Annotated in this window: 24 protein-coding genes; 16 read left to right on the forward strand and 8 right to left on the reverse strand. The window is 63.3% G+C overall.

Annotated features, from left to right (window positions below):
* Window positions 1-35: 35 nt before the first annotated feature.
* The 5 genes from EK416_RS13745 (at window position 36) to recQ (ending at window position 5,415) form a co-directional block, all read left to right on the forward strand.
* A complete protein-coding gene (locus EK416_RS13745) occupies window positions 36-680 on the forward strand; it encodes a phosphohydrolase (protein WP_127078424.1) in 645 nt (214 codons plus the stop codon).
* A complete protein-coding gene (locus EK416_RS13750; RefSeq protein ID WP_127078426.1) occupies window positions 677-1,318 on the forward strand; it encodes a hypothetical protein in 642 nt (213 codons plus the stop codon). The genes EK416_RS13745 and EK416_RS13750 overlap by 4 nt, the downstream gene beginning before the upstream one ends.
* Complete coding sequence (locus EK416_RS13755) at window positions 1,318-1,629, forward strand: hypothetical protein (RefSeq protein WP_127078428.1); 312 nt, start codon at window positions 1,318-1,320, stop codon at window positions 1,627-1,629. Before EK416_RS13750 ends, EK416_RS13755 begins: the two co-directional genes overlap by 1 nt.
* Before the next feature lie 420 nt (window positions 1,630-2,049).
* Window positions 2,050-3,213 carry a tyrosine-type recombinase/integrase gene (locus EK416_RS13760; RefSeq protein WP_127078430.1) on the forward strand — a complete coding sequence of 388 codons (1,164 nt, stop codon included), beginning with the start codon at window positions 2,050-2,052 and terminating at the stop codon, window positions 3,211-3,213.
* A gap of 369 nt (window positions 3,214-3,582) precedes the next feature.
* A complete protein-coding gene (gene recQ / locus EK416_RS13765; protein WP_127078432.1) occupies window positions 3,583-5,415 on the forward strand; it encodes a DNA helicase RecQ in 1,833 nt (610 codons plus the stop codon).
* Window positions 5,416-5,633: 218 nt separating this feature from the next.
* Here recQ and EK416_RS13770 read toward each other — a convergent pair whose 3' ends face one another.
* Window positions 5,634-6,509 (reverse strand): S-methyl-5'-thioadenosine phosphorylase, encoded by an 876-nt coding sequence (locus EK416_RS13770; RefSeq protein WP_127078434.1) that lies wholly within the window; start codon window positions 6,507-6,509, stop codon window positions 5,634-5,636.
* A gap of 60 nt (window positions 6,510-6,569) precedes the next feature.
* Complete coding sequence (locus EK416_RS13775; RefSeq protein ID WP_127078436.1) at window positions 6,570-7,157, reverse strand: molybdopterin-binding protein; 588 nt, start codon at window positions 7,155-7,157, stop codon at window positions 6,570-6,572.
* 82 nt (window positions 7,158-7,239) lie between these two features.
* Between EK416_RS13775 and EK416_RS13780 the strand changes: the two genes are divergently transcribed.
* Window positions 7,240-8,064 (forward strand): undecaprenyl-diphosphate phosphatase, encoded by an 825-nt coding sequence (locus tag EK416_RS13780; RefSeq protein ID WP_127078438.1) that lies wholly within the window; start codon window positions 7,240-7,242, stop codon window positions 8,062-8,064.
* A 382-nt stretch (window positions 8,065-8,446) separates the two neighbouring features.
* On the forward strand, window positions 8,447-9,598 hold the full coding sequence (ribA, locus tag EK416_RS13785) for a GTP cyclohydrolase II RibA (protein WP_127078440.1): 1,152 nt from the start codon (window positions 8,447-8,449) through the stop codon (window positions 9,596-9,598).
* A gap of 85 nt (window positions 9,599-9,683) precedes the next feature.
* On the opposite strand, the gene EK416_RS13790 is transcribed toward ribA, so the two are convergent.
* Window positions 9,684-10,751 carry a glycosyltransferase gene (locus EK416_RS13790; protein ID WP_164730026.1) on the reverse strand — a complete coding sequence of 356 codons (1,068 nt, stop codon included), beginning with the start codon at window positions 10,749-10,751 and terminating at the stop codon, window positions 9,684-9,686.
* A gap of 304 nt (window positions 10,752-11,055) precedes the next feature.
* Between EK416_RS13790 and leuB the strand changes: the two genes are divergently transcribed.
* The 4 genes from leuB (at window position 11,056) to vapC (ending at window position 13,772) form a co-directional block, all read left to right on the forward strand.
* On the forward strand, window positions 11,056-12,162 hold the full coding sequence (gene leuB / locus EK416_RS13795; RefSeq protein WP_127078444.1) for a 3-isopropylmalate dehydrogenase: 1,107 nt from the start codon (window positions 11,056-11,058) through the stop codon (window positions 12,160-12,162).
* Window positions 12,163-12,270: 108 nt separating this feature from the next.
* Window positions 12,271-13,065, forward strand: a complete 795-nt coding sequence (locus EK416_RS13800) for a hypothetical protein (protein ID WP_127078446.1) — start codon at window positions 12,271-12,273, stop codon at window positions 13,063-13,065.
* A gap of 88 nt (window positions 13,066-13,153) precedes the next feature.
* Window positions 13,154-13,366, forward strand: a complete 213-nt coding sequence (locus EK416_RS13805) for a type II toxin-antitoxin system VapB family antitoxin (RefSeq protein ID WP_127078448.1) — start codon at window positions 13,154-13,156, stop codon at window positions 13,364-13,366.
* Window positions 13,356-13,772 (forward strand): type II toxin-antitoxin system VapC family toxin, encoded by a 417-nt coding sequence (vapC, locus tag EK416_RS13810; protein ID WP_127078450.1) that lies wholly within the window; start codon window positions 13,356-13,358, stop codon window positions 13,770-13,772. The genes EK416_RS13805 and vapC overlap by 11 nt, the downstream gene beginning before the upstream one ends.
* A 62-nt stretch (window positions 13,773-13,834) precedes the next feature.
* Here vapC and EK416_RS13815 read toward each other — a convergent pair whose 3' ends face one another.
* The gene (locus tag EK416_RS13815; protein WP_127078452.1) at window positions 13,835-15,064 is read right to left on the reverse strand and encodes an argininosuccinate synthase; all 1,230 of its coding nucleotides are present in this window, start codon (window positions 15,062-15,064) and stop codon (window positions 13,835-13,837) included.
* 454 nt (window positions 15,065-15,518) lie between these two features.
* Between EK416_RS13815 and EK416_RS13820 the strand changes: the two genes are divergently transcribed.
* From EK416_RS13820 to EK416_RS13835, 4 genes are all read left to right on the forward strand, one after another.
* A complete protein-coding gene (locus EK416_RS13820; RefSeq protein ID WP_127078454.1) occupies window positions 15,519-16,298 on the forward strand; it encodes an outer membrane protein in 780 nt (259 codons plus the stop codon).
* Between the two features lie 219 nt (window positions 16,299-16,517).
* A complete protein-coding gene (gene xseA, locus EK416_RS13825; RefSeq protein WP_245434059.1) occupies window positions 16,518-18,125 on the forward strand; it encodes an exodeoxyribonuclease VII large subunit in 1,608 nt (535 codons plus the stop codon).
* 11 nt (window positions 18,126-18,136) lie between these two features.
* Window positions 18,137-18,361: a DUF2093 domain-containing protein gene (locus EK416_RS13830; protein ID WP_127078456.1), complete on the forward strand. Its 225-nt coding sequence runs from the start codon at window positions 18,137-18,139 to the stop codon at window positions 18,359-18,361.
* Window positions 18,362-18,410: 49 nt separating this feature from the next.
* A complete protein-coding gene (locus EK416_RS13835; protein ID WP_164730027.1) occupies window positions 18,411-19,088 on the forward strand; it encodes a pyridoxamine 5'-phosphate oxidase family protein in 678 nt (225 codons plus the stop codon).
* 81 nt (window positions 19,089-19,169) lie between these two features.
* Here the strand turns inward: EK416_RS13835 and lpxK are convergent, their stop codons facing one another.
* From lpxK to ubiA, 4 genes are all read right to left on the reverse strand, one after another.
* Entirely contained in the window at window positions 19,170-20,312 is a 1,143-nt protein-coding gene (gene lpxK, locus EK416_RS13840; RefSeq protein WP_164730028.1) for a tetraacyldisaccharide 4'-kinase, read from the reverse strand.
* Window positions 20,302-22,317 carry a glycosyltransferase N-terminal domain-containing protein gene (locus tag EK416_RS13845; protein WP_245434060.1) on the reverse strand — a complete coding sequence of 672 codons (2,016 nt, stop codon included), beginning with the start codon at window positions 22,315-22,317 and terminating at the stop codon, window positions 20,302-20,304. The genes lpxK and EK416_RS13845 overlap by 11 nt, the downstream gene beginning before the upstream one ends.
* 170 nt (window positions 22,318-22,487) lie before the next feature.
* The gene (locus tag EK416_RS13850) at window positions 22,488-23,276 is read right to left on the reverse strand and encodes a 3'(2'),5'-bisphosphate nucleotidase CysQ (RefSeq protein WP_127078464.1); all 789 of its coding nucleotides are present in this window, start codon (window positions 23,274-23,276) and stop codon (window positions 22,488-22,490) included.
* Window positions 23,277-23,281: 5 nt separating this feature from the next.
* A complete protein-coding gene (gene ubiA, locus EK416_RS13855) occupies window positions 23,282-24,280 on the reverse strand; it encodes a 4-hydroxybenzoate octaprenyltransferase (RefSeq protein ID WP_127078466.1) in 999 nt (332 codons plus the stop codon).
* A gap of 110 nt (window positions 24,281-24,390) precedes the next feature.
* Here ubiA and EK416_RS13860 point away from each other — a divergent pair, with 110 nt between their 5' ends.
* Window positions 24,391-25,119: a 16S rRNA (uracil(1498)-N(3))-methyltransferase gene (locus EK416_RS13860; protein WP_127078468.1), complete on the forward strand. Its 729-nt coding sequence runs from the start codon at window positions 24,391-24,393 to the stop codon at window positions 25,117-25,119.
* Window positions 25,120-25,123 lie beyond the last annotated feature (4 nt).

The raw sequence follows: 25,123 nt of genomic DNA on the forward strand, positions 1-25,123 counted from the left end.
TTAACCCGCCATTAAGTCTTCCGCGAGGCAATTCGATGAAACCGCAAGTAGCAGAGCAGACCGGGCCGGTTATGCCCGGGCAGGTTATCCCACTCCGCACGCCACACTGGACGCAAACCCACTCCGGGCTCGCGTTCGACCTCACCGCACAACTGCCGCATCAGGTGAATATCCACGACATCGCCGCCGCGCTGGCGAAGCAGTGCCGATTCGCCGGAGCCTGCACGCAGTTCTATTCGGTCGCGCAGCACTCGGTGATCGTTGCCGACGCGCTGAAAAAGCACACGCCGATCGTGCAGCTCTACGGACTGCTGCATGATGCGCACGAGGCCTATATCGGCGACGTGATCCGCCCGGTGAAGGAACTCGTCGCGAGCGTGCTGCCCTACGATCCGTTCAGCGCCCTGGGCGACGCGGTGCAGCGCACAATCTACGCGGCGTTCCGTCTGCCTGAGCCGTCCGAGGCGGTGCGCCAGCTCGTGCACCGCGCCGACAATCAGGCGCTGGCGACAGAGCAGCGCGACGTGATGGCCGATCCCGAACGCGAATGGGGACTGACCGAAGCGCCGCTATCTCGCCCGATCATCCCGCTGCCCTGGCCGCGCGCCGAGGAAAAATTCCTGCAGGCGTTCGCCGATCTCAGCGTTCAAGCCGGACTCGGCGTCGGGAGGCGGTCATGATCGACTTGAGCGTTTTTTGCTCCGAGGCGTCTATTTATTCACTCGACAAACCGTTTTCGATCGGTGCCTACACCTATGCCACCAACGGGCACCTGGTTATCAGGGTGCCCCGTCGCGCGGATGTGCCAGAGCGCGACGGCACTCCCGCAATTGATCGGCTGCCCCATCCATGGATAGGCCGAGATTACCGGCCCCTTCCGACCCTGCCAGAGAGTATTTTTTACGATTGCGACATCTGCGCGGGCGAAGGGCGCGTAGTCGATTGCCCCGACTGTGACGACGGCACGGTGGAGTGCCCTCATTGCGGCGCAGAGAGTAATTGCAAAAATTGTGACGGTCGGGGCGTCGTTCCTGCCTCCGAACATCCGGACGAGGAATCGCAAGCGTGCACATGCTATGGGGGGCAGCGCCCAACAAAAGCCGCCGTATGTCTCGGTCAAGGGCGGACGTTTGGAACTCTGTATCTGCTTAAAATCAGCAAGTTGCCCGGATTGCGGTTTTCGGTCGCCCCCGCAGACGAATCTCGCAGCTCACCGTCTCACTTCATTTTTGACGGTGGGGAGGGGCTTATCATGCCCCGTCAAGGCGATATCCCGGAAGACACTATCAACCTGATGATCGACGAGGAGGCCGCGTGATGCACACGAACGCAACACAGGCCGCCGAGGGGCTGAAACAAAACCTCGCCGATGCGTGGCGCGCCGCGCAGGCCGCCGGCATCACGCCCGACGCCTTCCGCCGCATCCTCCTCGAAACAGCGCAGGCTCGCGCTTTCGCTGACAGCGCTGCGGTCGGCTCGCTCATCGAGCGCCGCATCGAGGGCGCGTGGCTCATCCTGCAGCACACGATGGATCTGCCCGATTTCGTCGACCGTGTGCAGGAAGCGCTGCAGATCGTGCAGCTCCGCGAGCAGTGCCGCCAATCGATCGCCGGGCAGAGGGCCGCGTGATGACTTACGAACCACAACCGATAGACACGGCCCCAAAAGACCGGCGCATTCTGGTGTGGGTGCCAGGGCGGTCTCGTAACCAGTGGTATATCGCGCAATATAACGATGATAGATACTCTAAAAAGCCGCGTCCATATTGGGCGTGGGAAGGCTGGTTTCGCGTTACCGACGTGCGCGCAAACCAGCCTACTTTATGGCTGGATCTTCCTGCTGCACCAATAGAAGGGGCAGCGTGATGGCGACGCAGTATTACTCGCTCACCGAAGCCGTCAGGCGGTTTTTCCCGCCGGAATCGCGCATCACGGTGTGGACGTTGCGGAGGGCGATCCGAGAAGGTCGCCTTGCCGCTATCAAACCCGGCAAAATGCTTTTAGTGTGCGAAGCCGATGTCGAAGCGATGTTGGCGAAGTCGAGCTATGCATGCCCAGAAAGCAAAAATCGGCGCGTCTCTATCTCCGCCAGCGCGGCGGGCGTGAGCCCGTCTGGGTCATCCTCGATCGCGGGCGAGAGATTGGCACTGGATGCGGCGTGGGAGACACTGCGGGGGCTGAAGCAGCGCTGCAGAAATACCTCTCCCAAAAATACAGGCCGTCCGGCACAAGCGATCCCGCTGAGGTCGGGATCGCGGATATCCTGAATTTCTACATGCAAGAGATGGCGGGCTCTGTGGCCCGCCCCGACGTTATCACATATCGTAGCGCGCACCTGTTGCGATGGTGGGCTACAAAAAAGGCCATTGAAATCAAGCCAAAGGCGTGCCGCGACTATGTGAAGTGGCGCTGTTCTCTGGTTGGCCCGCGCGGCGGCACCGTCGCCGAGAGCACCGCTCGCAAAGACCTCGAAACGCTGCGAGCCGCGCTCAATTTCTATCACGCCGAATATACGCTGACTGCCCTGCCTGTCGTCTCGATGCCGGGCCGAGGGCGTCGCCGCGAGGACTGGCTCACGCGCAGCGAAGCCGCGCGGCTTCTCTGGGCTGCGTGGCGCGGGTCATCCAGCAAATTTGCCGCCGACGCCGACGCATCAAAACACCTCGCCCGCGTGATCCTGATCGGCCTCTATAGCGGCACGCGCTCCGGTGCGCTGTTGCGGCTGCGTTGGCTGCCGTCGCCCGACGCGGGGTGGATCGATGTCGAGCGCGGTCTCATCTATCGCAAGGGCGGCGCGCAGAGCGTGACGAACAAGCGGCAGCCGCCCGCGCCGATCCACGCACGATTGATCCCGCATTTGCGCCGATGGCAAGCTCGCGACCTCGCCGCCGGTATCGTGCATGTCATCCACTACAAGGGGGCACCGATTGAAAAACTCAAGACGGCCTGGCGGCGCGCTCGCGAGGTCGCCGCGATCGCGCGCGAGATCGTGCCGCACAGCCTGCGCCACACCGCCGCGACATGGCAGATGCAGGCGGGCACGGATCGATGGGAAGCGGCCGGATATCTCGGCATGAGTGTCGACACGCTGGAGCGGCACTATGGGCATCATCACCCCGATTTCCAGAGCGGTGCCGCCCGTGCCGAGGCGCCCAAGAAACGCCCACAAAACGTGGGCGGAAAAGGCACACCCGCGCAAAGGAAGAGCAATTAACACCCTGAAAAAACAGAGTATTTCCTCGCCAGAAATACCCGTCATCGTCCTTCTAAGCAGGGGGTTGGAGGTTCGAGCCCTCCCGGGATCGCCATTGAATACAATACCTTAAGCACCGGTTTCGCAGCGCTTGCATTCCGCAGGAAGGGCGGTACGGAACGCAAACAAGCTGTGATCGCAAAATATGAGGCTTCTCCCCGACGCCTCGCCGCAAATAGATGCCCAGATGAGACCGTCTGCGCGAACGACGTGCGAACGTTCCTGGAAGTCGCTGAAGTCTTTGCGCCCGAAGGCGAACAGCCGGGGGAGCGTAAGGCCCTTGCCAACCAATCCTTTCCAACCCGCGCCAAGACCGTGTAAATCGCGGACATGGGTGATTTGAACAGAGCGCGGGACTGCCTGCGCAAGACCTTCGGGTTCGCGGATTTCCGGGCTGGCCAGGATGATGTCATCAGCGCCGTCCTGAAGGGTAGCGATGTCCTTGCCGTGATGCCGACAGGCGGCGGCAAGTCGCTGTGCTATCAGTTGCCCGCCTTGATGAGAGAAGGACTGACCGTCGTCGTCTCGCCGCTCATTGCGCTGATGCGCAATCAGGTTGCGCAATTGCAGGCTTACGGGATAGCGGCGGGCGCTCTCAATTCTTCAAACAGCCGCGAAGAAACCGCCTCTCTCATCGATGCCATCGCAAATCGCCGCTTGCGCCTGCTTTACGTCTCTCCCGAAAGATTGGCGCTCGGCGATACGAAAGCGATGCTCCAGCGAGCGGGGGTTAGCCTCCTTGCCATCGACGAGGCTCATTGCGTTTCCCAGTGGGGCCATGACTTCCGGCCCGATTATCTCAATCTGGGAGAAGTGGCGGCAGCGCTGACCGGCGTTCAAATTCTTGCGCTTACAGCGACGGCCGACACCGCCACGCGCGCGGACATCCTGAGCCGTCTTTTCGTGCGTGAGCCCGCGGTCTTCGTCCACGGCTTCGACAGGCCGAACCTGCGCCTTGCCATGCGCGCGAAGAGCGACGCTCGCCGTCAGTTGACGGAGTTCATTGCCGACCACACAGGCGAAAGCGGCATCGTCTATTGCAGCGCAAGAAGGCAAACCGAGGATCTGGCGGCGTTCCTGAGCGGGAAAGGCATCCCGGCGCTCGCCTACCATGCCGGCATGGATAGCGCGGCACGATCGCAGACTCAGGACCGGTTCCTGCAGGAAGATGGCCTTGTCATGGTGGCGACTGTTGCCTTCGGGATGGGCATAGACAAGCCGGATGTCCGCTTCGTCGCCCATGCCAATCTGCCCAAATCGATAGAGGCTTATTATCAGGAGATCGGGCGCGCGGGACGCGACGGCCTGGCCGCCTCCACGCTGACGCTCTACGGCCTCGACGACATGCGCCTCCGCCGCCAGCAGATCGAGGATAGCGAGGCGCCGGACGAGCAGAAGCGCGTCGAACGCCGGAGGCTCGATGCACTTGTCGCGCTATGCGAGGCCCCGCGTTGCCGACGGCAGACGCTCCTCGCCTATTTCGGCGAGAGCGCCGAACCTTGCGGCAATTGCGATCTGTGCATCGAGGGTGTCGAACTCGTGGACGGCACGATTCTCGCGCAGAAGGCGCTTTCCGCGATTGCGCGCACGGGCGAACGGTTCGGAACCGAGCATCTGATCGCTCTGCTGCGCGGCCAGCAGACGGATCGCATCACACAACTCAGCCATCATGATTTGCCGACATTCGGGGTCGGCAGCGATATCGGTGCATCGGCATGGCGGGCGATTTTTCGCCAGCTTTACGCAGGCGGCGTCATCAATCTCGATGTTGCCGGATATGGCTCCTGGACCATCACCGCGCATGGGCGGGATGTCTTGCGCGGGAAGGCCGCGGTCGAACTCAGGAAAGAAGCGCTCGTGGAGCGGGGGCAGAAATCGCCTTCCCGCTCTGGTTCGGCGGCGGGCGGAAACGCCGTGGCCTTGTCGGGCTCCGACACAAGCTTGCTCGAAGCTTTGAAAGCGATACGACGTACGCTTGCGACAGACAAGCAGGTGCCCGCTTATGTGATATTCCCCGATAAAACCCTGCTCGACATGGTGCACCTGAAGCCTCAGACGCGCGATCAGATGGCGATGGTCCATGGCGTGGGCGCCGCCAAGCTCGATCAGTATGGCGACGCGTTTCTCGCCGTCGTCGCGGAGCATCTGGCCCGGGTGCGATAAATGCGGCTTTCGCTGGGGCGCCACATGATCGGCGCTTCAGGTTCCTGCCCGGAGCGCGTCCGGCAAGGGTGAAGACAGGATAGAGCGCTCTTCCGATACGATCAAAAGCAGATACGCTTAAGCAACGATCCGGTCGAACCGGCGTTCGCGTTTGCCGATCCTGCATGCGCGCCAAGCCGCAAGCGGCCCGGCGCGCAGACTGGGTCCAAGGCGACGTGCTACCGGTTGAGCACGCGCCCGGCGACAGCGTCGAGCTTCGCAAGCAGTGCCGGATCGCGCGCATCTCGCGACGTGACGATGGCATGTTCGAGCGCGCGGTCGGAGCCGATGGGGCAAGGTTCGTGCTCGCGCGGGAAGTCGGCGGCGAGACGCGCAACGAGACGGCTCGCCTTCTCGGAATTGTCCTTCATGATGCGGATGATCGCCGTCATGTCGACGTCTTCGTGCTCTTCGTGCCAGCAGTCGAAGTCGGTCACCATGGCGATGGTGGCATAGCAAAGCTCGGCCTCGCGGGCGAGCTTTGCCTCGGGCATGTTCGTCATGCCGATGACGCTGCATCCCCACGCCTTGTACATGTAGGACTCGGCGCGCGTCGAGAATTGCGGGCCTTCCATCACGAGATAGGTGCCGCCGCGTGTGTGGGCTATGCCTTCGGCCTTGGCCGCCGCTTCGATATGATCCGCAAGGCGCGGGCTCACGGGATCGGCCATCGGCACATGCGCCACGCAGCCCTCGCCGAAGAACGACTTCTCACGGGCGAAGGTGCGGTCGATGAACTGGTCCACCAGCACGAAATGTCCGGGCGGCAGTTCCTCCTTGAAAGACCCGCAGGCCGAAACCGAAATGAGATCGGTCACGCCGATGCGTTTCAGCACGTCGATGTTGGCGCGGTAGTTTATGGACGAGGGCGACTGAACATGACCGGCGCCATGGCGCGGCAGAAATGCGACCGAAAGGCCGCCGATCTCGCCGAGATGCACGTCGGAGGACGGATCGCCCCACGGCGACGGCACCTTCACCTTGCGCTTGTTTTCCAGTCCCGGCAGATCGTAAAGCCCAGATCCGCCTATGATGCCAAGAAACGACTTCGTCATGTCCCGCTCCAGCCGCGCCAAAATTCAAGTTGGCGCATCTTCAAAGCTGAAGCCGGGTTGTCAAGCCAATAGCTCGATATAATAAAGGGCGAAAACCCAGCGCGCTTCCTCTTCCTCCGTCCTCCTGGTGCCTGCCGGAAGTTCCCGCACGAGATAGATCGGACCGAAACCGCCGAGGTCGAAGGCGTTGCCGTCCGCTTCGAGCGCAAGAACCCAGCGCTCGGAATAGACCGTGTCGAGAGAGAGTTCGGCCGCGAAACCGTCGAGCGCGGAGAAGCGCGCCGTCTTCGCTTCGACGGGAGGCAAGGCGGTCGCCAGAACATCGTGGAGCAGCGGGCCCTTGTAGACATGGGCAATGCCGGCTTCGTCGAGGCTCGTCACGATGACTTGCGAAAACTGGAGGAGATCGCCGTAGGAAAAGGCGCGCGCCTCCTTGAAGTCGATGTTGTTGCTGTAAAACAGGCGGTCGCGCTTCTGCTCCAAAGGCGGGCGGTTCGGCGCGCCGACGAGGCCGCCGACCGTGAGGACCACGAGCCCTGCGGGCGCGGCGGGCGCTGCAACGGCGCTCCGGCCTTGCGTGGCGAATGCCGCCGCACCGCCCGCGAGTGCGGCCATGGTGCCCCGCCGGGTGATATTCCTTGCGAACATGCGTGTTCTCCTGTACATCGGGGTTGCGCCACCGACGCCGCGCGCCTAAACCGCTTCGCGGTGGGACAAGCGGGGCCACAAGGTGGATACTTATATTCAAGCGGCAGTGCTAGGTGTCATAGAGGGGCTGACCGAGTTTCTGCCCGTCTCCTCAACAGGCCATCTGATCGTCTTCGGCGATCTTCTCGGCTTCAAGGGGCCTCCCGGCAAAACCTTCGAGGTGATGATACAGCTTGGCGCCATACTCGCGCTGATCATCCTCTACTTCCGGAAGCTTTTCAGCACCTTGTTCGGCCTCCCGACTGACCCGGCCGCGCGACGATTTGCGCTTTCGATCCTCGTCGCTTTCTTGCCCGCGCTGGTGCTCGGGGCAACTCTTCACGGCTTCATCAAATCCGTGCTCTTCTCGCCGGTCGTCGTGGCGGTCGCGCTCATCGTCGGCGGAATTGTCATCCTAATCGCCGAGGAAACGCAAAAGCGCGTGCTCTACAAGGAGGCCGACAATATCCCGCTCAAGACGAGTTTCCTTGTCGGCTGCGGTCAGGCGCTTGCGCTCGTTCCAGGCGTGTCACGCTCAGGCGCGACCATTATCGCGGGTCTGCTGCTCGGCCTTGAGCGGCGCGCAGCGGCGGAATTTTCGTTCTTCCTGTCGATCCCGACCATGGCGGGCGCCTTCGTCTACGACGCTTTCAAGAACCGGCACGAGCTTTCAACCGGCGATGCCGGGGTGATCGCCGTGGGCTTCATCGCGGCCTTTATCGCGGCCATACTGGTGGTCAAGCCGTTCCTTGCCATCGTAACGCGGATCGGCTTCGCGCCGTTCGCGTATTACCGCATCGCGTTCGGCACCTTCATTCTCGCGGTTATCTACGTGTTCAACGCGTGGCCCGCCGCCGGCACAGCGTAAAGGTTGCGTAAACCTCGCTCATAAAAAATGCGTGACGGGGCACGGCAAAGCTTCCAAAGCGAGGCAATGCCGCTTATGTAATACTGTTGCATGAGACAAAACAGACCAGCCCGCGCTTGCGCTCTTTCGTACAGCCGATGTGCCGCTTTCGGCAGCGATACAGGCGTTCGCTTCGGGACGCTTGCGCTTTTCGGTCGGAAGGGCGACCTTTACCGAAGGGCACGCCGATCGAAATCGTGCGTCGGATCTTGCGCGCGGCATTCGGCGCAGGGTTCCCATTCACCATCATACGCCTCCGCACTTGCGCGTGCGGCTTGGTTTGCTTCCGTTCGGGATGTGCGGTATTGCGTCCGCGGATTCGACGGCTTGGACAGGATAGGCCATGGAAAGCGCTAATCCCCCTTCTCCTTTTGGCGACGCCCGGCAGATTGCCGTGGAACGCGCGATAGCGGAGTTTCGCGCGGCGCGCCCCGTGGTGGTCCGGTCGGGAAGCGCCGCTATCGTTGCGTTTCCCGTGGATGGCGCAACCGAAGCCGCGCTGGCGTTCCTGCAGCGAGGCGACGGCAAGCCGCGTGTCATCGTGCCCGGCGAAAAGATCCTGTCGGCGGGCAAGTGGATCAGGCCCGTTGCGGCGCTCAGGCTCGAGCCTTTCACTATGGAGGCGCTTGATGCGTATTTCGGCCACGATGAGCGCGTGACGGCTGCGGCGAACGAGAGTTTTCGCGCCGCCGACCGTGCCGAGGTAGCCGCGCTCGCGCTGGCGAACCTCGCGCTTCTCCTGCCCGCTGTGCTCGTTGCTGACGCGAGCGCGAATGCGCGGGACGCGTTTTCGCTCCTGGCTGTCGACGCTGAAGATATCTTTGGTTTCCGCGACCGCGAGGCGAAGGCGCTCAAGATCGTTTCGCGTGCGTTTGTGCCGCTTGAAGGGGCCGGAAGCTGCGAGTTCGTCGTGTTTCGCGGGGGCGACGGGTTCCGCGATCAGATCGCCATCCTCGTCGGCAATCCCACGCCGGGCAAGCCCGTGTCGGTGCGCATTCATTCCGCCTGCCTCACGGGCGATCTGTTCGGCAGTCTCAAATGCGACTGCGGCGAGCAGTTGCGCGGCACGGTGCGCGCGATGGCCGAACAGGGCGGGGGCGCGGTGCTATACCTCGATCAGGAAGGGCGCGGCAACGGCATCGCGAACAAGATCCGCGCCTACCGGCTACAGGATCAGGGGTTCGACACCTACGATGCCGACGAGCTTCTGGGCTTCGGGCAGGATCAGCGCCGCTTCGATTTCGCTGCGGACATGCTGAGGCTGCTGGGCTTCACGTCCGTGCGGCTGATGACGAACAACCCGCTCAAGATCAAGGCGCTGCGCGATGGCGGGCTCGATGTGTTGTCCACGCACCGCGTCCTGACACGGCCGACGGCGCACAATGTGAAGTATCTCGCGGCGAAGCGCGACAAGGCCGGACACCTGCTCGGCGACGCGGGGCTCGATACGTTCGAGGGCGGCGAACATCCTCTTTCCCCGGCGCGGCTTCCCTGAGCATTTGGAGCGAAACGGATATCGTCTCGCTCGAAGAGCGTCCGCCCGGAGCCGGCAGGCCAGTTGATCGAGCACCCGGACGCGGTCAAGCAGCCACGCGTTTTCCGACAACGCCCCTCGCCAGGAGCTCGTCGAACAGCGCGCGATACTGCGCCATGATGGTGGCTTCGGAATAGGTCGTCATGGCCTCTTCCTTGCCCGCCGCAGCCAGCCGAGCCGCGAAATCGCGGTCTCCGAGCACCTCGCGGAACGCAGCGGCCATCGCGGCCGGGTTTTCGTTCGGCACCAGCAGGCCCGTCTCGCCGTGGCGGATGAGATGTTCCGGCCCAGGCGAACGCACCGCCACCACCGGCAGCCGGTGCGACCAGCCTTCCAGCACGACATTACCGAACACCTCGAAACGCGAGGCGCACACGAAGATGTCCGCCGCCGCAAGGAACGGATGCACATTGTCCTGCCAGCCAAGGAAGCGGATGCGGTCATTCAAGTGAAGCTCGGCCGCAAGCGCGCGAAGCTCCGCCTCGAAGCGGCCCGCGCCCGCCATCCAGAGATACGCGCCCGGCACCTCCGCCAACGCCCGGACGACGAGATCAGGCCCCTTTTCGTGCTCCATGCGGCCGGTCCATACGATCAGCGGGGCGTCGTCCGGCGTATCGTAGTCGGGGCGGCGCGCCTTGTTCACGCCGAGTTCCAGTTCAGGCACGAAATTCGGGATGTAAAAGATGCGGTCGTCGCTCCAGCCGCCGCTGCGGAAATAATCGAGGCACCCCGGTGTGTTGCCGATGAGGTAGTCGCAGCGCGCGTAGTCCTCCAACGCATAATAGCCGCCGAGGCGGGCAACATGCACCCACGGCCCGCGTGGCGTGCGCTTGGTCGCGCGTTCGAGATGCGTCAGCACGAGGTTTGCGCGGGCTTCCTTCAGGATGCGCGGATATCTGATCGGGGTGACGAGATCGAGCGCCCCGCCGAAAGGCAGGCTGTGTATCTTCACGTTCGTCTTGCCGAGTTCAGCTTCGGTCCAGCCGCCGCGCTTGACGAGCACGCCATACTGCACGCCTTCCGCCTCCATGGCTTCGACAAGGCGCATCGTGAAGCGCTGGGCGCCTCCCTTGTGGCGGCTGCCGATAGCCTGCACGAGCCGGAGGGGCTCCATTTTGCTGCGTTGCCAGAACTGCATCGTTCCCCGCATGCGCCTTAGGGTGCGCGTCGGGTAAAATCTGCTCTAAAAGCGGTGAATGCAATTAAAAGCAGCAGTTTTTGGGTGTAAACATCTGTTGATTGCAAGGCTCACGCAAGTCAGGCTTCAAACGGGGGATCGAACGCGAAGTCGCCGCATCCCGTCACCACAAAATTGTGCAGAGCGGAGACGGAAAGCGTGATTCGCGCCACAGTGTGTGATTTAACCACCATGAGACTGGTCAGCCCCGGCTGGCGGTATGACATAGCGTGTTTGGTACATGACAAAGAAAAAACTGCTTCTTCTGCCCGGCGACGGGATCGGCCCCGAAGTGATGGCCGAAGTCGAACGGGTTCTCGCGTGGCTCAACGAGAGCGGGCGCGCACAATTCGAATATGAGACGGATCTGGTCGGCGGCTGCGCGTATGACGCGCATGGCGAGGCCATTTCCGATGCCGCGATGGACAAGGCGCATGCGGCGGATGCCGTGATCCTCGGCGCGGTCGGCGGCCCGAAATGGGCGAACGTACCCTACGCCCAGCGGCCGGAGGCCGGGCTTCTCCGCCTCCGCAAGGACATGAAGCTGTTCGCCAATCTCCGTCCCGCGATCTGCTATCCCGCGCTGACCGAGGCGTCGAGCCTGAAGCGCGAGGTGGTCGAGGGGCTCGACCTCATGATCGTGCGCGAGCTGACGGGCGGCGTCTATTTCGGCGAGCCGAAGGAAATCGTCACCCTGGAAAACGGCGAGCGTCGCGCAGTGGACTCGCAGCTCTATTACGAGCACGAGATCGAGCGTATCGCGCGCGTCGCCTTCGATCTGGCGCGGGCGCGCGGCAAGCGGCTCGCTTCGGTCGAGAAGCACAACGTGATGCGCACGGGCGTGCTCTGGAAGTCCGTCGTGACCCGCGTTCACGAAGACTACAAGGATATCGAGCTGACGCACGTTCTCGCGGACAATTGCGCGATGCAGCTAGTGAAGTGGCCGAAGCAGTTCGACACGATCGTGACCGATAACCTCTTCGGCGACGTTCTGTCCGACCTCGCGGCGATGTCGACCGGTTCGCTCGGCATGCTTCCTTCCGCCTCGCTCGGCGCGAAGGACGCGAACGGCAGGCGTCCGGCGCTTTACGAGCCGGTGCATGGCTCCGCGCCTGACATCGCGGGCAAGGGCATCGCCAACCCCATCGCCACGATCGGAAGCCTTGGCATGGCGTTGCGCTATTCCTTCGACCTCGGCAAGGAGGCGGACTTCCTCGACGCGGCCATCGCTGGCGTGCTCGCGAAGGGGCTTCGCACCCCGGACATCATGCAGGACGGCAAGACGAAGATCGGAACGGCGGAAATGGGCGAGGCCATCGTCGGCGAACTGAAGCGGCTTGCGGCGTAGCGCCGATCGGCGCGCATCCGTCTCGACGGGCGGAACCGTCTTACACTGCGGAGGTTCGCGCCTTTCGGCGCGGACCGCTTCCATGGGCAGCGGGAAGGAGATGAGGTGATGGCGGATCACTTCAGTCTTATCGGTTTCAAGGCGGCTTCGGCCGAAGATCTGTCGGCGCTTGTCAGCAGCCTCCTTGAACAAGGCGGCGACAAGGAGCCTTGCCCCGTCGGCTATTATCACAGGCTGAGACTGCCCGTTGGACCCGAACTCTGGGTTCACATGCAGAAGGCGGCCGAGAACGATCCCGATCCTTATATCGCCGTTGGCATCACGCCGTTTTTCGAGGGCGAGGGGCGCACGCCCATTCGCGTTCGCGCTTTGCGGCAGCGCCCGGACGACAATCTGTTCGAGGGGGCGTTCTATGTGGAACTCGGGCCGACCATCGCGCTGATCGACGTGGTCGATTTCGCTCGCTTTGCCGGGAAGCGCGTGCCGTTCATGGCCATAGCGCAGATCGTTGCCTTCCCTCACGAACTGGCCGTTTACGAAAACGAAGCCGCCTTCGAAGCCACGCAGGCCGACAAGGACGTGAAATTCACGCCGCGCTCGTTCCTCGCAAGCGGCCTTTTCACCGGCGGCGGCGATAGCGAGATCGTGTTCCTTGATCCGGAGGCGGAAGACTTCCGCGCCCCTGCTCGCGCCTTCCTGACGGGCGAGGTGCAGAAGACGGAACGCCGCCAGAACCCCGTTACCGGCCAGGAATTCACCTGGGCCGTGATAGGAACGGCGGGCGGCACCTTCGACCTCGTCGCCGACGACGCCATCCTCCAGCAGCCTCTCGAACCCGGCATGATCGTCGAGGGAGAATTCTGGTTGTGCGGGCGCCTGATAGAGATCTTCGGCGCGGCTTGATTCGCCTCAGGAATTAGCAAACCACTTCTTTTGTGTATGCACGGGTGTACATTACACAAGGGCAAAGTGATTCGCGCGGTGGGGGCTCATGCGGACAAATATCGATCTCGACGACACGCTTATCGACGAAGTCATGCGCGTCGCGAACGTTAAAACGAAAAAGGAAGCCGTGCATCTCGCCATGCGGGAGTTCCTGAAGGCGAAGAAGAAGAAAAATCTTTTCGAGTTGGCCGGAAAGATCGATTTCGACGCCCATTTCGATCACACCGGCTTCCGGCACACGCGCTACGATGCTGATTGACACCAGCACGCTCGTCGCTCTTTTCCGTGATCGCACGGGCACGGTATCGCGCGCGCTCCAGGCCGTGCTCGAAGGGCGCGACTACTACCTGACGCGCTTCACGCAGACGGAGCTTCTCGCCGGTGCGCGCGATGAGGTGGAGTGGCTCAAGCTGGCCGATTATCTTGCCGATCAGGATTATGTCGAGGCCGGCATGGATACGTGGGCCTTGGCCGCGCGACTTGCTTTCGACCTCCGGCGCGAAGGACTACCCGTTCCGGGCGCGCCAACCTGCTGCATCGCGGCGATCGCCATCGAAAACGGCATGACGCTTCTGCATAACGACGCCGATTTCGTCACCGTTGCGAAAATCAGTGCGCTGAAGCATCTGCCGTTTGAAATGCTTGGCGCGGCGCGGGTCATCTGACGCACCGCTTTGCTTCTTCCGTCGCACGACGGCGGCCACGAAGGCCACCGCCATCTTGAAAGTTAGAGCGCGCTCTTGTTTTTCCGCGCCCCGGTGAGCCTGAGCCGCAGCGCGTTCAGCTTGATGAAGCCCGCCGCGTCGCGCTGATCGTACGCCACCGCGCCTTCCTCGAACGTCACGAGTTCCTGATTATAGAGCGAGAACGGGCTTTCGCGCCCGATGACGTGCGCCGCGCCCTTGTAGAGCTTAAGCCGCACCGTGCCGGTTACGAACTCCTGGCTCTTGTCGATGGCGGCCTGCAACATCTCGCGTTCGGGCGAGAACCAGAAGCCGTTATAGATCAGCTCGGCGTATTTCGGCATCATCTCGTCCTTCAGATGAGCCGCGCCACGGTCGAGCGTGATGCTCTCGATGCCGCGATGCGCCTGAAGCAGAATCGTGCCGCCGGGCGTCTCGTAGATGCCGCGCGATTTCATGCCGACAAAGCGGTTCTCGACGAGGTCGAGGCGGCCGATGCCGTGCTTGCGGCCCAGCTCATTGAGTTTCGTGAGCAGCGTTGCGGGCGAAAGCTTCTCGCCGTTGATGGAGACGGCGTCGCCCTTCTCGAAGCCGACTTCGATGATTTCGGGCGTATTCGGCGCGTCCTCGGGCGAAACGGTCCGCTGATAGACGTAATCGGGCGCCTCGATGGCCGGGTCTTCGAGGAGCTTGCCCTCGGACGAGGTGTGCAGCAGGTTCGCGTCCACCGAGAAGGGGGCGTCGCCGCGCTTGTCCTTCGTCACGAGGATCTGGTTCTTTTCGGCGAAGTCGATCAGCGCCGTGCGGGACTTGAAATCCCACTCGCGCCACGGTGCCACCACCGAGATATTGGGATCGAGCGAATAATAGGACAGTTCGAAGCGCACCTGGTCGTTGCCCTTGCCGGTTGCGCCGTGGCAGACAGCGTCCGCGCCCGTCTCATGCGCGATCTCGATCTGGCGCTTGGCGATGAGCGGCCGCGCGATCGAGGTGCCGAGCAGGTAAATCCCCTCATAGACCGCGTTCGCGCGGAACATCGGGAACACATAGTCGCGCACGAACTCTTCGCGCAGATCCTCGATGTAGATCTGCTTGATGCCCAGCAATTCTGCCTTGCGGCGCGCCGGTTCCAATTCTTCGCCCTGTCCGAGATCGGCGGTGAAGGTCACGACCTCGCAGCCATAGGTGACTTGCAGCCATTTCAGGATGATCGACGTGTCCAAGCCGCCGGAATAGGCGAGGACGACTTTCTTGATGCTTTTCTTGTCGGACATTTCGGGCTCTTCGCGGATGTGGGGCGCTTGCGCGCACGCTTGCTTCGTCCGGCGAACGGCTCGCGGACGAGGGGAAAACATGCCGATACAAAACCCCATGTCGGCGCGAATGGGAAGACGATTCTGACGTGTCGCCAGGTTGAGTCCTTGCCCCGAAATCAGGGGGCGACGTTTTTGATTGAAATCAACAGGATGGACTCACTGAAATACTCAGGTTGCTGGTATACAAAAGACCTTCAACAATCGATCAAAGGTGTGTCCGCAATGCATCATAGGCGCCGCCTACGTGGCGGCGTAAGTCATTCTGATTCTTGTTGGTATTTTTGACGCAAGTTTTAGTTGAATTATATCACCCTGCTCTGCAATCGCGGGTTAGTAATCACCCGATTTTCCCGAAGCTAAACATTGGATTTGCGCATGGCGTGCGTGCCAATATCGGCTTTGGGGGAATTTTATGAAAAAGATTTTGTTGGGTGCGGCGAGTGTCGTTGCGTTCTCGTCGTCGGCTTTCGCGGCCGATCTTTACAAGGGCGGCAGCCTGAAGGATGCGCCGGTTTACGAAGCGCCCGCGACCTGGACCGGCTTCTACGTTGGCGCGCATGGCGGCTATGCCTGGAACTCGATCGATTTTCCCGGGACGCCATCTCACGCAAAAGGCGGTGCGCCGCGCCCCGATCTTGAAGGCGGCTTCGTTGGCGGCCAGATTGGCTACAATTATCAGTACGACAAGATCGTCGTGGGCGTTGTTGCCGACATTTCTGCCGCGAACCTCGAAAAGACCGTCGATGACGGCGGCACACTCAGTGAAACCGCCAAAATCGACAGATTTAATACCGTCCGCGCAATAATTGGTTACTCGTTCGGCAAGTGGCTTCCTTACGGTACGGTCGGCTATGGTTGGGCGAACGTCTCTTATCGCCATGATTGCCCCGCTGATCCCAATGTAAACCCGTACAGCGGCTGCGCTAAAACCACTTACGCAGCCCGTTCGTCCAGCGATGAACAGTCAATCGGTGGACTAGTTTATGGTGGCGGCTTGAAATACGCTATCAACGAAAAGTTTTCGGTCGGAGCCGAATACCTTCGGTTCGATCCTGCTGACGAAACCTTCTCATACAACGCTTACGCGAAATGGGGACCGTCCAAAGGCAAGATTGAAACCGAGACTGACACTGTGAAGGTGTCCGTCGACTACAAGGTCTTCGGCGGCAGCGTTTACGAGCCCTTGAAATAGTCCGCGACCCCATCCGGACTTCGGAAGCGGCGCCTCGCGGCGCCGCCTTTTGTTTCCGTGTGAGGCTACGACGGCACGATGCGGGCACACGCCCGCGTCGCCACCGGCGGCCCGTTTCGGCGAAGGGACCGCCGTCCCACCGAACGCCGCGCCGCACAACCACGCCGCCGCCCACAGCTCCCGCCACCACCTCTCTGGACATCGCGTGGCTGGGCGTCCATGTTATCGCCCATGCAGGCGGAGCTTCTCTCGAACATCGCGGAATTCACAGTCTCGGAGCTTTCCTTCGCCATCAAGCGCACGGTGGAGGATGCATATGGTCTCGTGCGCCTGCGCGGCGAAATTTCAGGCTATCGCGGCCAGCACAGCTCCGGCCACGCCTATCTCTGCCTCAAGGACGACAAGGCGCGCATCGACGCGGTGATCTGGCGCGGCACATTCAATCACCTCAAGTTCAAGCCCGAGGAAGGGCTTGAGGTCATCGTAACCGGGCGTGTCACCACCTTTCCCGGCAAGTCGAGCTACCAGATCGTCATCGAACAGCTGGAACCGGCGGGCGCGGGTGCGCTCATGGCGCTGCTCGAAGAGCGCAAGAAGAAGCTCGCCGCTGAAGGGCTGTTCGATGAGGACCGCAAGCGCCCGCTGCCGTTCTGGCCGCAGGTGGTCGGCATCGTGACGTCGCCGACGGGCGCGGTCATCCGCGACATGCTGCACGGCTTCACCGAGCGCTGCCCGACGCGCGTCATCGTCTGGCCCGTGCGCGTTCAGGGCGACACCTGTGGCGCGGAGGTTTCGGCGGCGATCCGGGGCTTCAACGCGCTCGACGGCTTCGGCCCGCTGCCGAGGCCCGATCTGCTTATCGTCGCGCGCGGTGGCGGCAGCCTCGAAGACCTATGGGGCTTCAACGAGGAAGCCGTGGTGCGCGCCGCCGCCGAAAGCGCGATCCCGCTGATTTCCGCCGTCGGTCACGAGACGGACTGGACGCTGATCGACCTCGTCGCCGACGCCCGGGCGCCGACGCCCACGAAGGCCGCCGAGTGGGCCGTGCCGAAGCACGCCGATCTCATCCTCCGCCTCGCGGAGTGCATCGAACGCGCGCGGCGCTGCGTCCGCCGCAACCTCGAACAGCTGCGAGCGGAGTTTCGCGGCGCGGAACGCGGCCTCCCGCGTCCGCATACGCTTCTTCAGGTGCCGCGCCAACGTCTCGACACGGCGGGCGCGCGGCTCGGGCAGGCGCTCATCTATTTCACGGAGCGCTCGCGCGGACGTTTCGAACGCTCCGCCGTGCGGCTTTCACCGCGCCTCGTCGCGCGGCCTGTCGTCGAGGCGCGCGAGCGTCTGGGCCGCGCCGCCACCTTCAACGCGCGGGCCTTCCGCGATGTGATCGTCCGCAAACGCGAGCGCTGGACCGTTCGCGCCGAACGGCTCAATGCGGGCCTCCTCGCCACGCCGACGCAACGCGGGATCGAGCGGCTGCTTGGGCTTGCCGCCCGCGCCGATCAGGCCGTGACAAACCTCGCCCAGCGCCACCGGCAGCGTGTTGCCGCGCTCGGACAGCTTCTTCAAAGCCTCGGCCACAAGAGCGTGCTGGAACGCGGCTTCGCGCTCGTGCGGGGAGCGGACGGTCGGGTGATACGCCGCGCCGCATCGGTGCCCGGTGCCGCCGCCCTTGACATCGAATTCGCGGATGGTCACGTTCGGGCTCATGGGGCCGCAGCCGATGCGCGAGCCGAGCCTGCGCCAACGCGCCGACGCCCGGCCACGCAACCGCAACCATCGCGGCGCGCGACTTCCAGAGACAAGGACGGGCAGGGTACGCTGCTCTAGGGACGACAGAGATGAATCGCATGGAGCGCCCTTTCGCCTTCGGGCAGGAGGCAAAAATCCGCTACCTCGACGGCGAGTTCCAGGTGCTGAAGCACGGCGCCTATGTGAAGTGCGCGGTAACGGGCGAGCCGATCCGCATCGAAGACCTGAAATACTGGAGCGTGGCGTATCAGGAGCCGTATATCAACGCGGCGGCCTCGCTGCGTCGTCATCTGGAACGTGCGCGCAGCCGCTGAGACGCGTGCGACGGCGTCCGCTTGAATAACTTATCATCCGGGTGATGCGGTGAGCGACGAGGCATCGGAAACATGGCCTGTAGGACCGCTGAACAGAATCCGGCGGGGCGATCGCGCGGATTATGACCGCGACGCCGTAAACGCTGTGCTCGATGAAGGGTTGACGGCCCATGTCGGCTTCGTCGACGGTGACCGCCCGGTCGTCGTGCCGATGTTTTACGGTCGCATTCACGATACCCTTTATCTGCACGGCTCGAACGGCACGCGGATCGCGAGGAAGCTCGGCAAGGGCGCGCCCGTTTGCCTCACGGTGACGCTTCTCGACGGGCTCGTCGTGGCGCGCTCCGCGTTTCACATGTCGGCGAATTTCCGCTCCGTGGTTCTGCATGGCCGCGCCGACCTCGTGACCGACGCCTCGGAAGCTTCGCGCGCGCTCGCCGCCATCACCGACCACGCCTTTCCCGGGCGCTGGGCCGAAGTCCGCCCGATGCTTGAAAAGGAATTGCGCGCTACAGCCGTTCTGCGCGTGACCGTGGAGGCCGCCTCGCTCAAGCACCGCAACGCGCCGCCGAAAGATGACGAGGCAGACATGGCGTTGCCCATCTGGGCAGGCGTCGTTTCGCTCGACACGCGCGCCACGGCAGCGACCGACGAAACATGCCCACCGGATGTGCCCTTGCCGCCGTCGGTCGAGGCGATGCTGAAGCGGCGCGACGCGGGCCTTTAGATTCGGCCTGCGTTAAATCGGGCTCGATTGAACCCGGACAGGCCGATCCGCTTCGCACTTTTCCGGACCCGCTTGAGCAGTCTACCGCAAGCGTGCAGCGACGGCAGTCATCAACGCGGCCTGGTCTTCCGCACGAAACCGCACGTCGATGGGAAGGGCCGCCGCGGCGTCACGAAGTTCTGCCACCGCGCCGGAACCGCCTTTCAGCCGCGCCCTGTCCTTCTCGGTCGTGAGAAGCCGCGCGCCCAACTCGCGCGATCGAAGAAGCAGCGCCCGCGCATCGCCTTCCGTGAAAGGATGATGATCCGGGAACGCCCGCGCCTCCGCCACCGCAATGCCCGCATCTTTCAGCGTGGTGAAGAATTTGCCGGGTCTCCCGATGCCGCAAAAGGCGAGCACCGGCTGCGAAAGAAGCGCGTCGTCGACCACCGGCACGATTTCCGCGCGAAAGAGCGGCTTGTCCGCGCGCATAAGCCTCTCGTCGCCCGGAAAAGGAGCAGCGGCCGCGCCTGCGCCGAGAACGACGATGGCATCGGCGCGAGCGAGTTGGGCATCGAGCGGCGCGCGGAGCGGCCCCATCGGAAACACGCGCGCGTTACCGATGCCCGCGCCGCCATCCACCACCACGAGGCAGAAATCCTTAGCGAGGGACGGGTTCTGAAACCCGTCATCCATGATGATGAGGTCAGGCGCGGTTTTGCCGGGTGGCTCGCATCGTGGCGTCGTGCTTGCCACCGCAGTCAGGGAGTCCCTATCGTTGAAACCGTGTGCGGTCGATCCGTCGGAAGCCGCCGGCAAGGGCTCGCTCCGGCCGCCGCCCATCGCCTCGATGAACCGGGCGCCCGCTTGCCGGTCCCGGCTCACGACTGTCGGCGCGTTGCGGGCCAGCAGGAGCGGCTCGTCCCCAACCCGCTCCGCGTTGTCTTCCTCACCATCGACAAGATAAGGCCCGCGCTCGCTGCCTCCGTAGCCGCGCGTGAGAAAGGCAGGCTGCCGACCGATCCCCCGAAGCAGGGCGGCGAGTTTCAGCGAGACGGGTGTCTTGCCCGCGCCGCCCATCGTGAAATTGCCGACGCAGATAACGGGGAGAGCGCTTTGATAAGGGGTCGCCTTGCGAAACCTGCGCTCGGCGATGCCACCATAAGCGGCAGCCGCAGGCCAGAGGGCCCAGGCTGCGAACGGCGTCTTGACGCCATGCCACCAGCGGGGTGGCTCAAGGTGCATCGTGCGGAAGGAGTTCGGGTTGCGGCGCAGCTTCGCCGGGCGCTCCCTGCGGAAGCCACGGTGCAAGCGCTTCGAGCGTCTTTTCCAGCGCTCCGCCGAGAGTGGCGATGGCGGCGGAAGCGTGGCTTTTCAACTTCGCGGCCTTTTCGCGATCCTCGAAAACCTCTTGCGCGGCGGCGGCGAGTTCGGCTGTGTCGCGCACAAGGCGGACGCCATCGAAGCGGGCGAGCGTCTCGTAGGTTTCGGTGAAGTTGAAGGTATGCGGCCCGGACAGGATGGCGGCGTCGAGCTTGATCGCCTCGATGGGGTTTTGTCCGCCATGCTCGACAAGCGAGCCCCCGATGAAAGCGGCCCCCGCGAGCGTATAGAAAAGGCCAAGCTCGCCGATCGTGTCCGCCACATAGATGCGCGTGGCCGCGTCGATCGCATCACCGGCGGACCTTCGCGCGACCGCGTCGCCCCGCGCGCCAGCGAGGGCCGCGACGTCTGCGCCGCGTTCGGGGTGGCGCGGCGCGATCACCGTCAGAAGGGACGGGATGGCCGCGCGCAGCGTTTCGGCGGCGCGCAGCACGATTTCATCCTCGCCCGGATGCGTGCTCGCGGCGAGGAAGACGGGGCGCTCGCCTATGGCGTGGCGAAGCGCGTCCAGCGCCACGGCGTCGACAGGCGGAGGCGGCGCATCGTATTTCAGATTACCGGTCACGACGATCTTGCGCGCGCCGAGACTCTTGAGGCGCTTTGCGATCCTGCGGTTTTGCGTCAGCACGAGGTCGAAGCGCGAGAAGACCGGCTGGCTCAGGCTCGACAGCCGCCGCCATCGCTGCGTCGAGCGCTGCGACATGCGCCCGTTGACGAGCGCGAGCGGCACGCCCGCGCCGTTCGCTTCCACGATCAGGTTCGGCCAGATTTCGGATTCGACGAAAAGGCCGAGGTCCGGTCGCCAGTGCTCGACAAAGCGCTTGCAGAAAGCGGGATTGTCGAGCGGTACGAACTGATGAATAGCCCCAGCGGGAAGGCGCTCCTTCGCGATTTTCGCCGAGGTCGTGGTGACGGTGGTCAGGAGCAGGTTCAATGTGGGGTGACGGCGCTTCAGCTCATCCATGAGCGCGAGCACGGAATTGGTTTCGCCCACGCTTGCCGCATGGAACCACGCGAGCGGCCCCACGGGGCGCGGCTCCGACGCGATGCCGAGGCGCTCGCCAAGCCGCTCCGGCACTTCCTTGCCGCGCGCGGCGCGCCGCTTTAGGATTGTCATCGCCGCGGGCCGGGCCGCCCATGTCGCGCCGCGATAGGCCGAAAGCAGGAAGCCAGATTTGCGCGGCGGCAGTTTTTCCTGCGGCAGCGTGCGGGTTATGTCACCGCCCGCGAGTTCATAGGCTCGCACGGTGGTCGCGTTCATGGCGTCTTCCACGAGCTGACGGTAGCGTTCCAGCTCGGCGTCGTCCGCATCGCGCGGCACATGGATCGGATCGCCTACGACCAACGCAAGCCGCGTGAACGGCAGATTGATCGTCATGCGGCTCCACGTCGGCAGCGTGAAAAAGCGTCCCGTTGCAACAGCGGCGGGCAGAATAGGCCGCCCCGACATCCGCGCGATGGTGACGATGCCGAGCCCGGCCACGCGCGCTGGCCCCGGCGGAATGTCCGTCGTCATGGCGACGGTTGTGCCGCCTTTCAGCGCTTTCAGCGCGGCACGAAGCGCGCCCGCGCCGCCGCGATCCTTGCCGGAATCGCCCGCGCCCGCGCCCCGGATCAGCCCCATGTCGAAATGCAGAAGCGTGCGGCCGATCATTTCGCCGTCCGCATGCTTCGCGACCATGTTGCTGACCGGCATCGTTTTCGGCTTGATCAACGGCATGCAGAGGAATTGACCATGCCACATGGCGACGATGGACGGATGGTGGGCCAGAAGGCGCTCGTCCGTATCAGCGGGATCGCGAACGATCCTGGAGGTGGAAAGCACCATGCGGACGTGCCTTGCCGCCAGCCCGCTGATCGTGTCCATGAACAGACCCGATTGCTGCACCCGTCGGAGGAATTTCTCTGGCTTTGGGGAAGCTGACGTCATTCAATCGCTGCACATGTGTCCTGAGGCATTGACGGTGTTAGCCCAAAGGATCGCGGCGTGAAAGTCCTAAGCGTCGGCTCACCCTGCTTATCCATTGAGCAGATCGCTTAAAGCGCGTCGCCCATGCGTTCCGCGAGGAGAGGGTAAAGCGATGGCCCGGCCGCAAGATAGCCCGGAACTTTCGCGCTTCTGTTGTTGAAGCGGAATGCGCTGCCGCTGGCATCGGTGGCGAGGCCGCCAGCCTCGGCGACAAGCAGAGAACCGGGCGCCACGTCCCATTCCCATTTGGGCGGCAGCGCGAAGGATGCATCCCCGACGCCGCTCGCGACGAGGCAGAGACGATAGGTCATCGAACAGATGCGGACCGATTTCAAAGCGGGCCACGGGCGCGTCCACCGGCTGCTTTTGAGATGCGAGGGCGAGACGATGAACGTCGCGCCGGAAAGCGTGTCACGCCCGCTGACGGCGATGCGGCGACCGTTGAGGAAAGCGCCGCCGCCGCGGCATGCCTCATAGAATTCGCCGCGCACGGGATTGACGACCGCCGAGAGAACCACTTCGCCGTCCTCGACGAGCGATAACGCGACAGTCCAGTCGTCCTTTGCTTGTATGAAGGATTGCGTGCCGTCGATGGGATCGAGAACGAACACGCGCCGCGCCGAAAGTCGCGATTCATGCTCGGCGCTTTCCTCGGACAGCCAGCCGTAATCGGGACGGGCCTCGCGAAGCCTTGCGGCGAAAAGAGCGTCGACCGCGCGGTCGGCTTCCGTGACCGCAGTGCCGTCCGCTTTCGTTTCCTGGTGAATGCCCCGTCCCCAATAGGACAGCGCAAGCTCGCCAGCTTCGCGCGCGGTCTCCCGGACCAGCTCGAAATCCCGTGCGAGGTCATCCGTCATGTGCGTCAAACCGGGATCGGGATCATGTCGAGGATCAGGGCGAGAAAGACGATCGCGCCAAACAGATGGTTGCTCCGGAAACGGTCGAGGCAATTCTGCCCGTTGTCCATGTCGAGCGTTGCGATCTGCCAGACGAGATGGCCGGCCGCGAGAGCCATGCCGGCATAGAAGACATAGCCCGCGCCGATGATGGCGCCCGCGAGCGTGATGCCGACGATGGTGATGCCATAGAAGAGCGAGAGCCACGCGGGCGTATTCTTCCCGAAGCGCAGCGCCGTGGATTTCAATCCGATGACGGCGTCATCTTCCTTGTCCTGATGCGCGTAGATGGTGTCGTAACCGATGGTCCACGCCACAGCCGCGACATAGAGCAGGATCGGGGCTACACCGAGCGAGCCGAAGATGGCCGCCCAGCCCATGAGCGCGCCCCAGGAGAAAGCTAGGCCCAGCACCGCCTGCGGCCAGAAGGTAACGCGCTTCATCAGCGGATAGACGAGAACGATGCCGACCGACGCGAAACCGAGTGCGATGGCGAAGGCGTTGAACTGGATGAGCACTGCGAGCCCGATAAGGCAGAGCGCCACGATCAGCGCGAACGCGGCCTTGACGGAGATGCGTCCGCTCGCAAGGGGCCTGCTTTGCGTGCGCGCTACCCTCGCGTCGATATCGCGGTCGAGGATGTCATTATAGACGCAGCCGGCGCTTCGCATGGCGAACGAACCGATGGCGAAAAGTGCAAGGAGCCACACATAAGGAAGCGTCGACGCAACGTCCTTGAAGTCGTTGAGATAACGGGCCGCCAGAGCCACCGACCACCAGCATGGCCACATCAAAAGCCACGCGCCGACAGGCCGGTCTGCCCGCATGAGCCGTAGCCAAGGCTTCAGGCTTTCGGGCGCCAGACGGTCCACGATATTGCGGTGCGGCGCGTCAGGGATTATCTCGGCGGGTGCTGCGCCCTGCGCGCTCGCCTTGTTTCCCGTTTCAGGCCATGTCGTTGGCATCGAATCCTCGTTCCCAGCCGATTTTTCTCCGTCGCGCGATATCGTGGCAAATCCTATGCTAAGTTTCAGCCATTGTCCTGCACAATACCCACCCAGCACGTTTTGACGCCATGGCCATGCAACGGATTTTTGTCGCAAATAAACTCGATCCCGACGGAGAGATCGCGCTCGATCCCGCGCAGGCTCACTACCTGTTGCATGTCTTGCGACTGTCGGAAGGAGCGGAGCTTCTGGCGTTCGACGGCACGACCGGAGAATGGCTTGCCAGGATCGTCAAGGCAAGGAAAAGCGCCTGCTCGATTCGCCTCACGGAGAAGGTGCGCGAACAAACCGCGCCAACCGGCATCCATTATGCGTTTGCGCCGCTGAAACAGGCGCGACTCGATTACATGGTGCAAAAGGCCGTGGAGATGGGCGCGTCGCTGCTGCAGCCGGTCGTAACCCAGCACACCGCGGTGCCTCGCATCGGCGCCGACCGCATGAAGGCGAATGCCATCGAGGCGGCGGAACAATGCGGCGTGCTCACCCTGCCTGAGATCCGGCCGCCAGTGAAGCTCGCGGCCTTCCTTCAGACGTTCGACAAGACCCGCGTGCTGGTCTTTTGCGACGAGCGCGCGACGGTCGCCTCGCCGCTCGAAGCGCTGGCGGGGCTTTCAGGAGGGCAAGTCACGGCTCTCATCGGGCCGGAAGGCGGCTTTTCGGAAAATGAGCGCACCGATCTCCTTTCCCGGAGTTTTGTTTGCCCGATTTCGCTCGGACCGCGCATCATGCGTGCGGACACGGCTGCCGTCGCCGTGCTCGCATTGCTTAACGCGACCGTGGGAGACTGGCGGCGTTGAAAAA

This window comes from Rhodomicrobium lacus (assembly GCF_003992725.1).
Lineage (GTDB): Bacteria > Pseudomonadota > Alphaproteobacteria > Rhizobiales > Rhodomicrobiaceae > Rhodomicrobium > Rhodomicrobium lacus.

What these genes read in the sequence shown, in the direction of transcription:
- xseA (WP_245434059.1), top strand. Translation starts at nt 16,518, where the DNA reads ATGTTATCGCCCATGCAGGCGGAGCTTCTCTCGAACATCGCGGAATTC.
- EK416_RS13755 (WP_127078428.1), top strand. Translation starts at nt 1,318, where the DNA reads ATGCACACGAACGCAACACAGGCCGCCGAGGGGCTGAAACAAAACCTC.
- EK416_RS13770 (WP_127078434.1), bottom strand. Translation starts at nt 6,509, where the DNA reads ATGACGAAGTCGTTTCTTGGCATCATAGGCGGATCTGGGCTTTACGAT.
- lpxK (WP_164730028.1), bottom strand. Translation starts at nt 20,312, where the DNA reads ATGCACCTTGAGCCACCCCGCTGGTGGCATGGCGTCAAGACGCCGTTC.
- EK416_RS13805 (WP_127078448.1), top strand. Translation starts at nt 13,154, where the DNA reads ATGCGGACAAATATCGATCTCGACGACACGCTTATCGACGAAGTCATG.
- EK416_RS13860 (WP_127078468.1), top strand. Translation starts at nt 24,391, where the DNA reads ATGGCCATGCAACGGATTTTTGTCGCAAATAAACTCGATCCCGACGGA.
- EK416_RS13820 (WP_127078454.1), top strand. Translation starts at nt 15,519, where the DNA reads ATGAAAAAGATTTTGTTGGGTGCGGCGAGTGTCGTTGCGTTCTCGTCG.
- EK416_RS13830 (WP_127078456.1), top strand. Translation starts at nt 18,137, where the DNA reads ATGAATCGCATGGAGCGCCCTTTCGCCTTCGGGCAGGAGGCAAAAATC.
- EK416_RS13815 (WP_127078452.1), bottom strand. Translation starts at nt 15,064, where the DNA reads ATGTCCGACAAGAAAAGCATCAAGAAAGTCGTCCTCGCCTATTCCGGC.
- ubiA (WP_127078466.1), bottom strand. Translation starts at nt 24,280, where the DNA reads ATGCCAACGACATGGCCTGAAACGGGAAACAAGGCGAGCGCGCAGGGC.
- EK416_RS13745 (WP_127078424.1), top strand. Translation starts at nt 36, where the DNA reads ATGAAACCGCAAGTAGCAGAGCAGACCGGGCCGGTTATGCCCGGGCAG.
- EK416_RS13775 (WP_127078436.1), bottom strand. Translation starts at nt 7,157, where the DNA reads ATGTTCGCAAGGAATATCACCCGGCGGGGCACCATGGCCGCACTCGCG.
- EK416_RS13750 (WP_127078426.1), top strand. Translation starts at nt 677, where the DNA reads ATGATCGACTTGAGCGTTTTTTGCTCCGAGGCGTCTATTTATTCACTC.
- EK416_RS13800 (WP_127078446.1), top strand. Translation starts at nt 12,271, where the DNA reads ATGGCGGATCACTTCAGTCTTATCGGTTTCAAGGCGGCTTCGGCCGAA.
- EK416_RS13850 (WP_127078464.1), bottom strand. Translation starts at nt 23,276, where the DNA reads ATGACGGATGACCTCGCACGGGATTTCGAGCTGGTCCGGGAGACCGCG.
- EK416_RS13760 (WP_127078430.1), top strand. Translation starts at nt 2,050, where the DNA reads ATGCCCAGAAAGCAAAAATCGGCGCGTCTCTATCTCCGCCAGCGCGGC.
- ribA (WP_127078440.1), top strand. Translation starts at nt 8,447, where the DNA reads ATGGAAAGCGCTAATCCCCCTTCTCCTTTTGGCGACGCCCGGCAGATT.
- leuB (WP_127078444.1), top strand. Translation starts at nt 11,056, where the DNA reads ATGACAAAGAAAAAACTGCTTCTTCTGCCCGGCGACGGGATCGGCCCC.
- EK416_RS13845 (WP_245434060.1), bottom strand. Translation starts at nt 22,317, where the DNA reads ATGGACACGATCAGCGGGCTGGCGGCAAGGCACGTCCGCATGGTGCTT.
- EK416_RS13790 (WP_164730026.1), bottom strand. Translation starts at nt 10,751, where the DNA reads ATGGAGCCCCTCCGGCTCGTGCAGGCTATCGGCAGCCGCCACAAGGGA.
- recQ (WP_127078432.1), top strand. Translation starts at nt 3,583, where the DNA reads ATGGGTGATTTGAACAGAGCGCGGGACTGCCTGCGCAAGACCTTCGGG.
- vapC (WP_127078450.1), top strand. Translation starts at nt 13,356, where the DNA reads ATGCTGATTGACACCAGCACGCTCGTCGCTCTTTTCCGTGATCGCACG.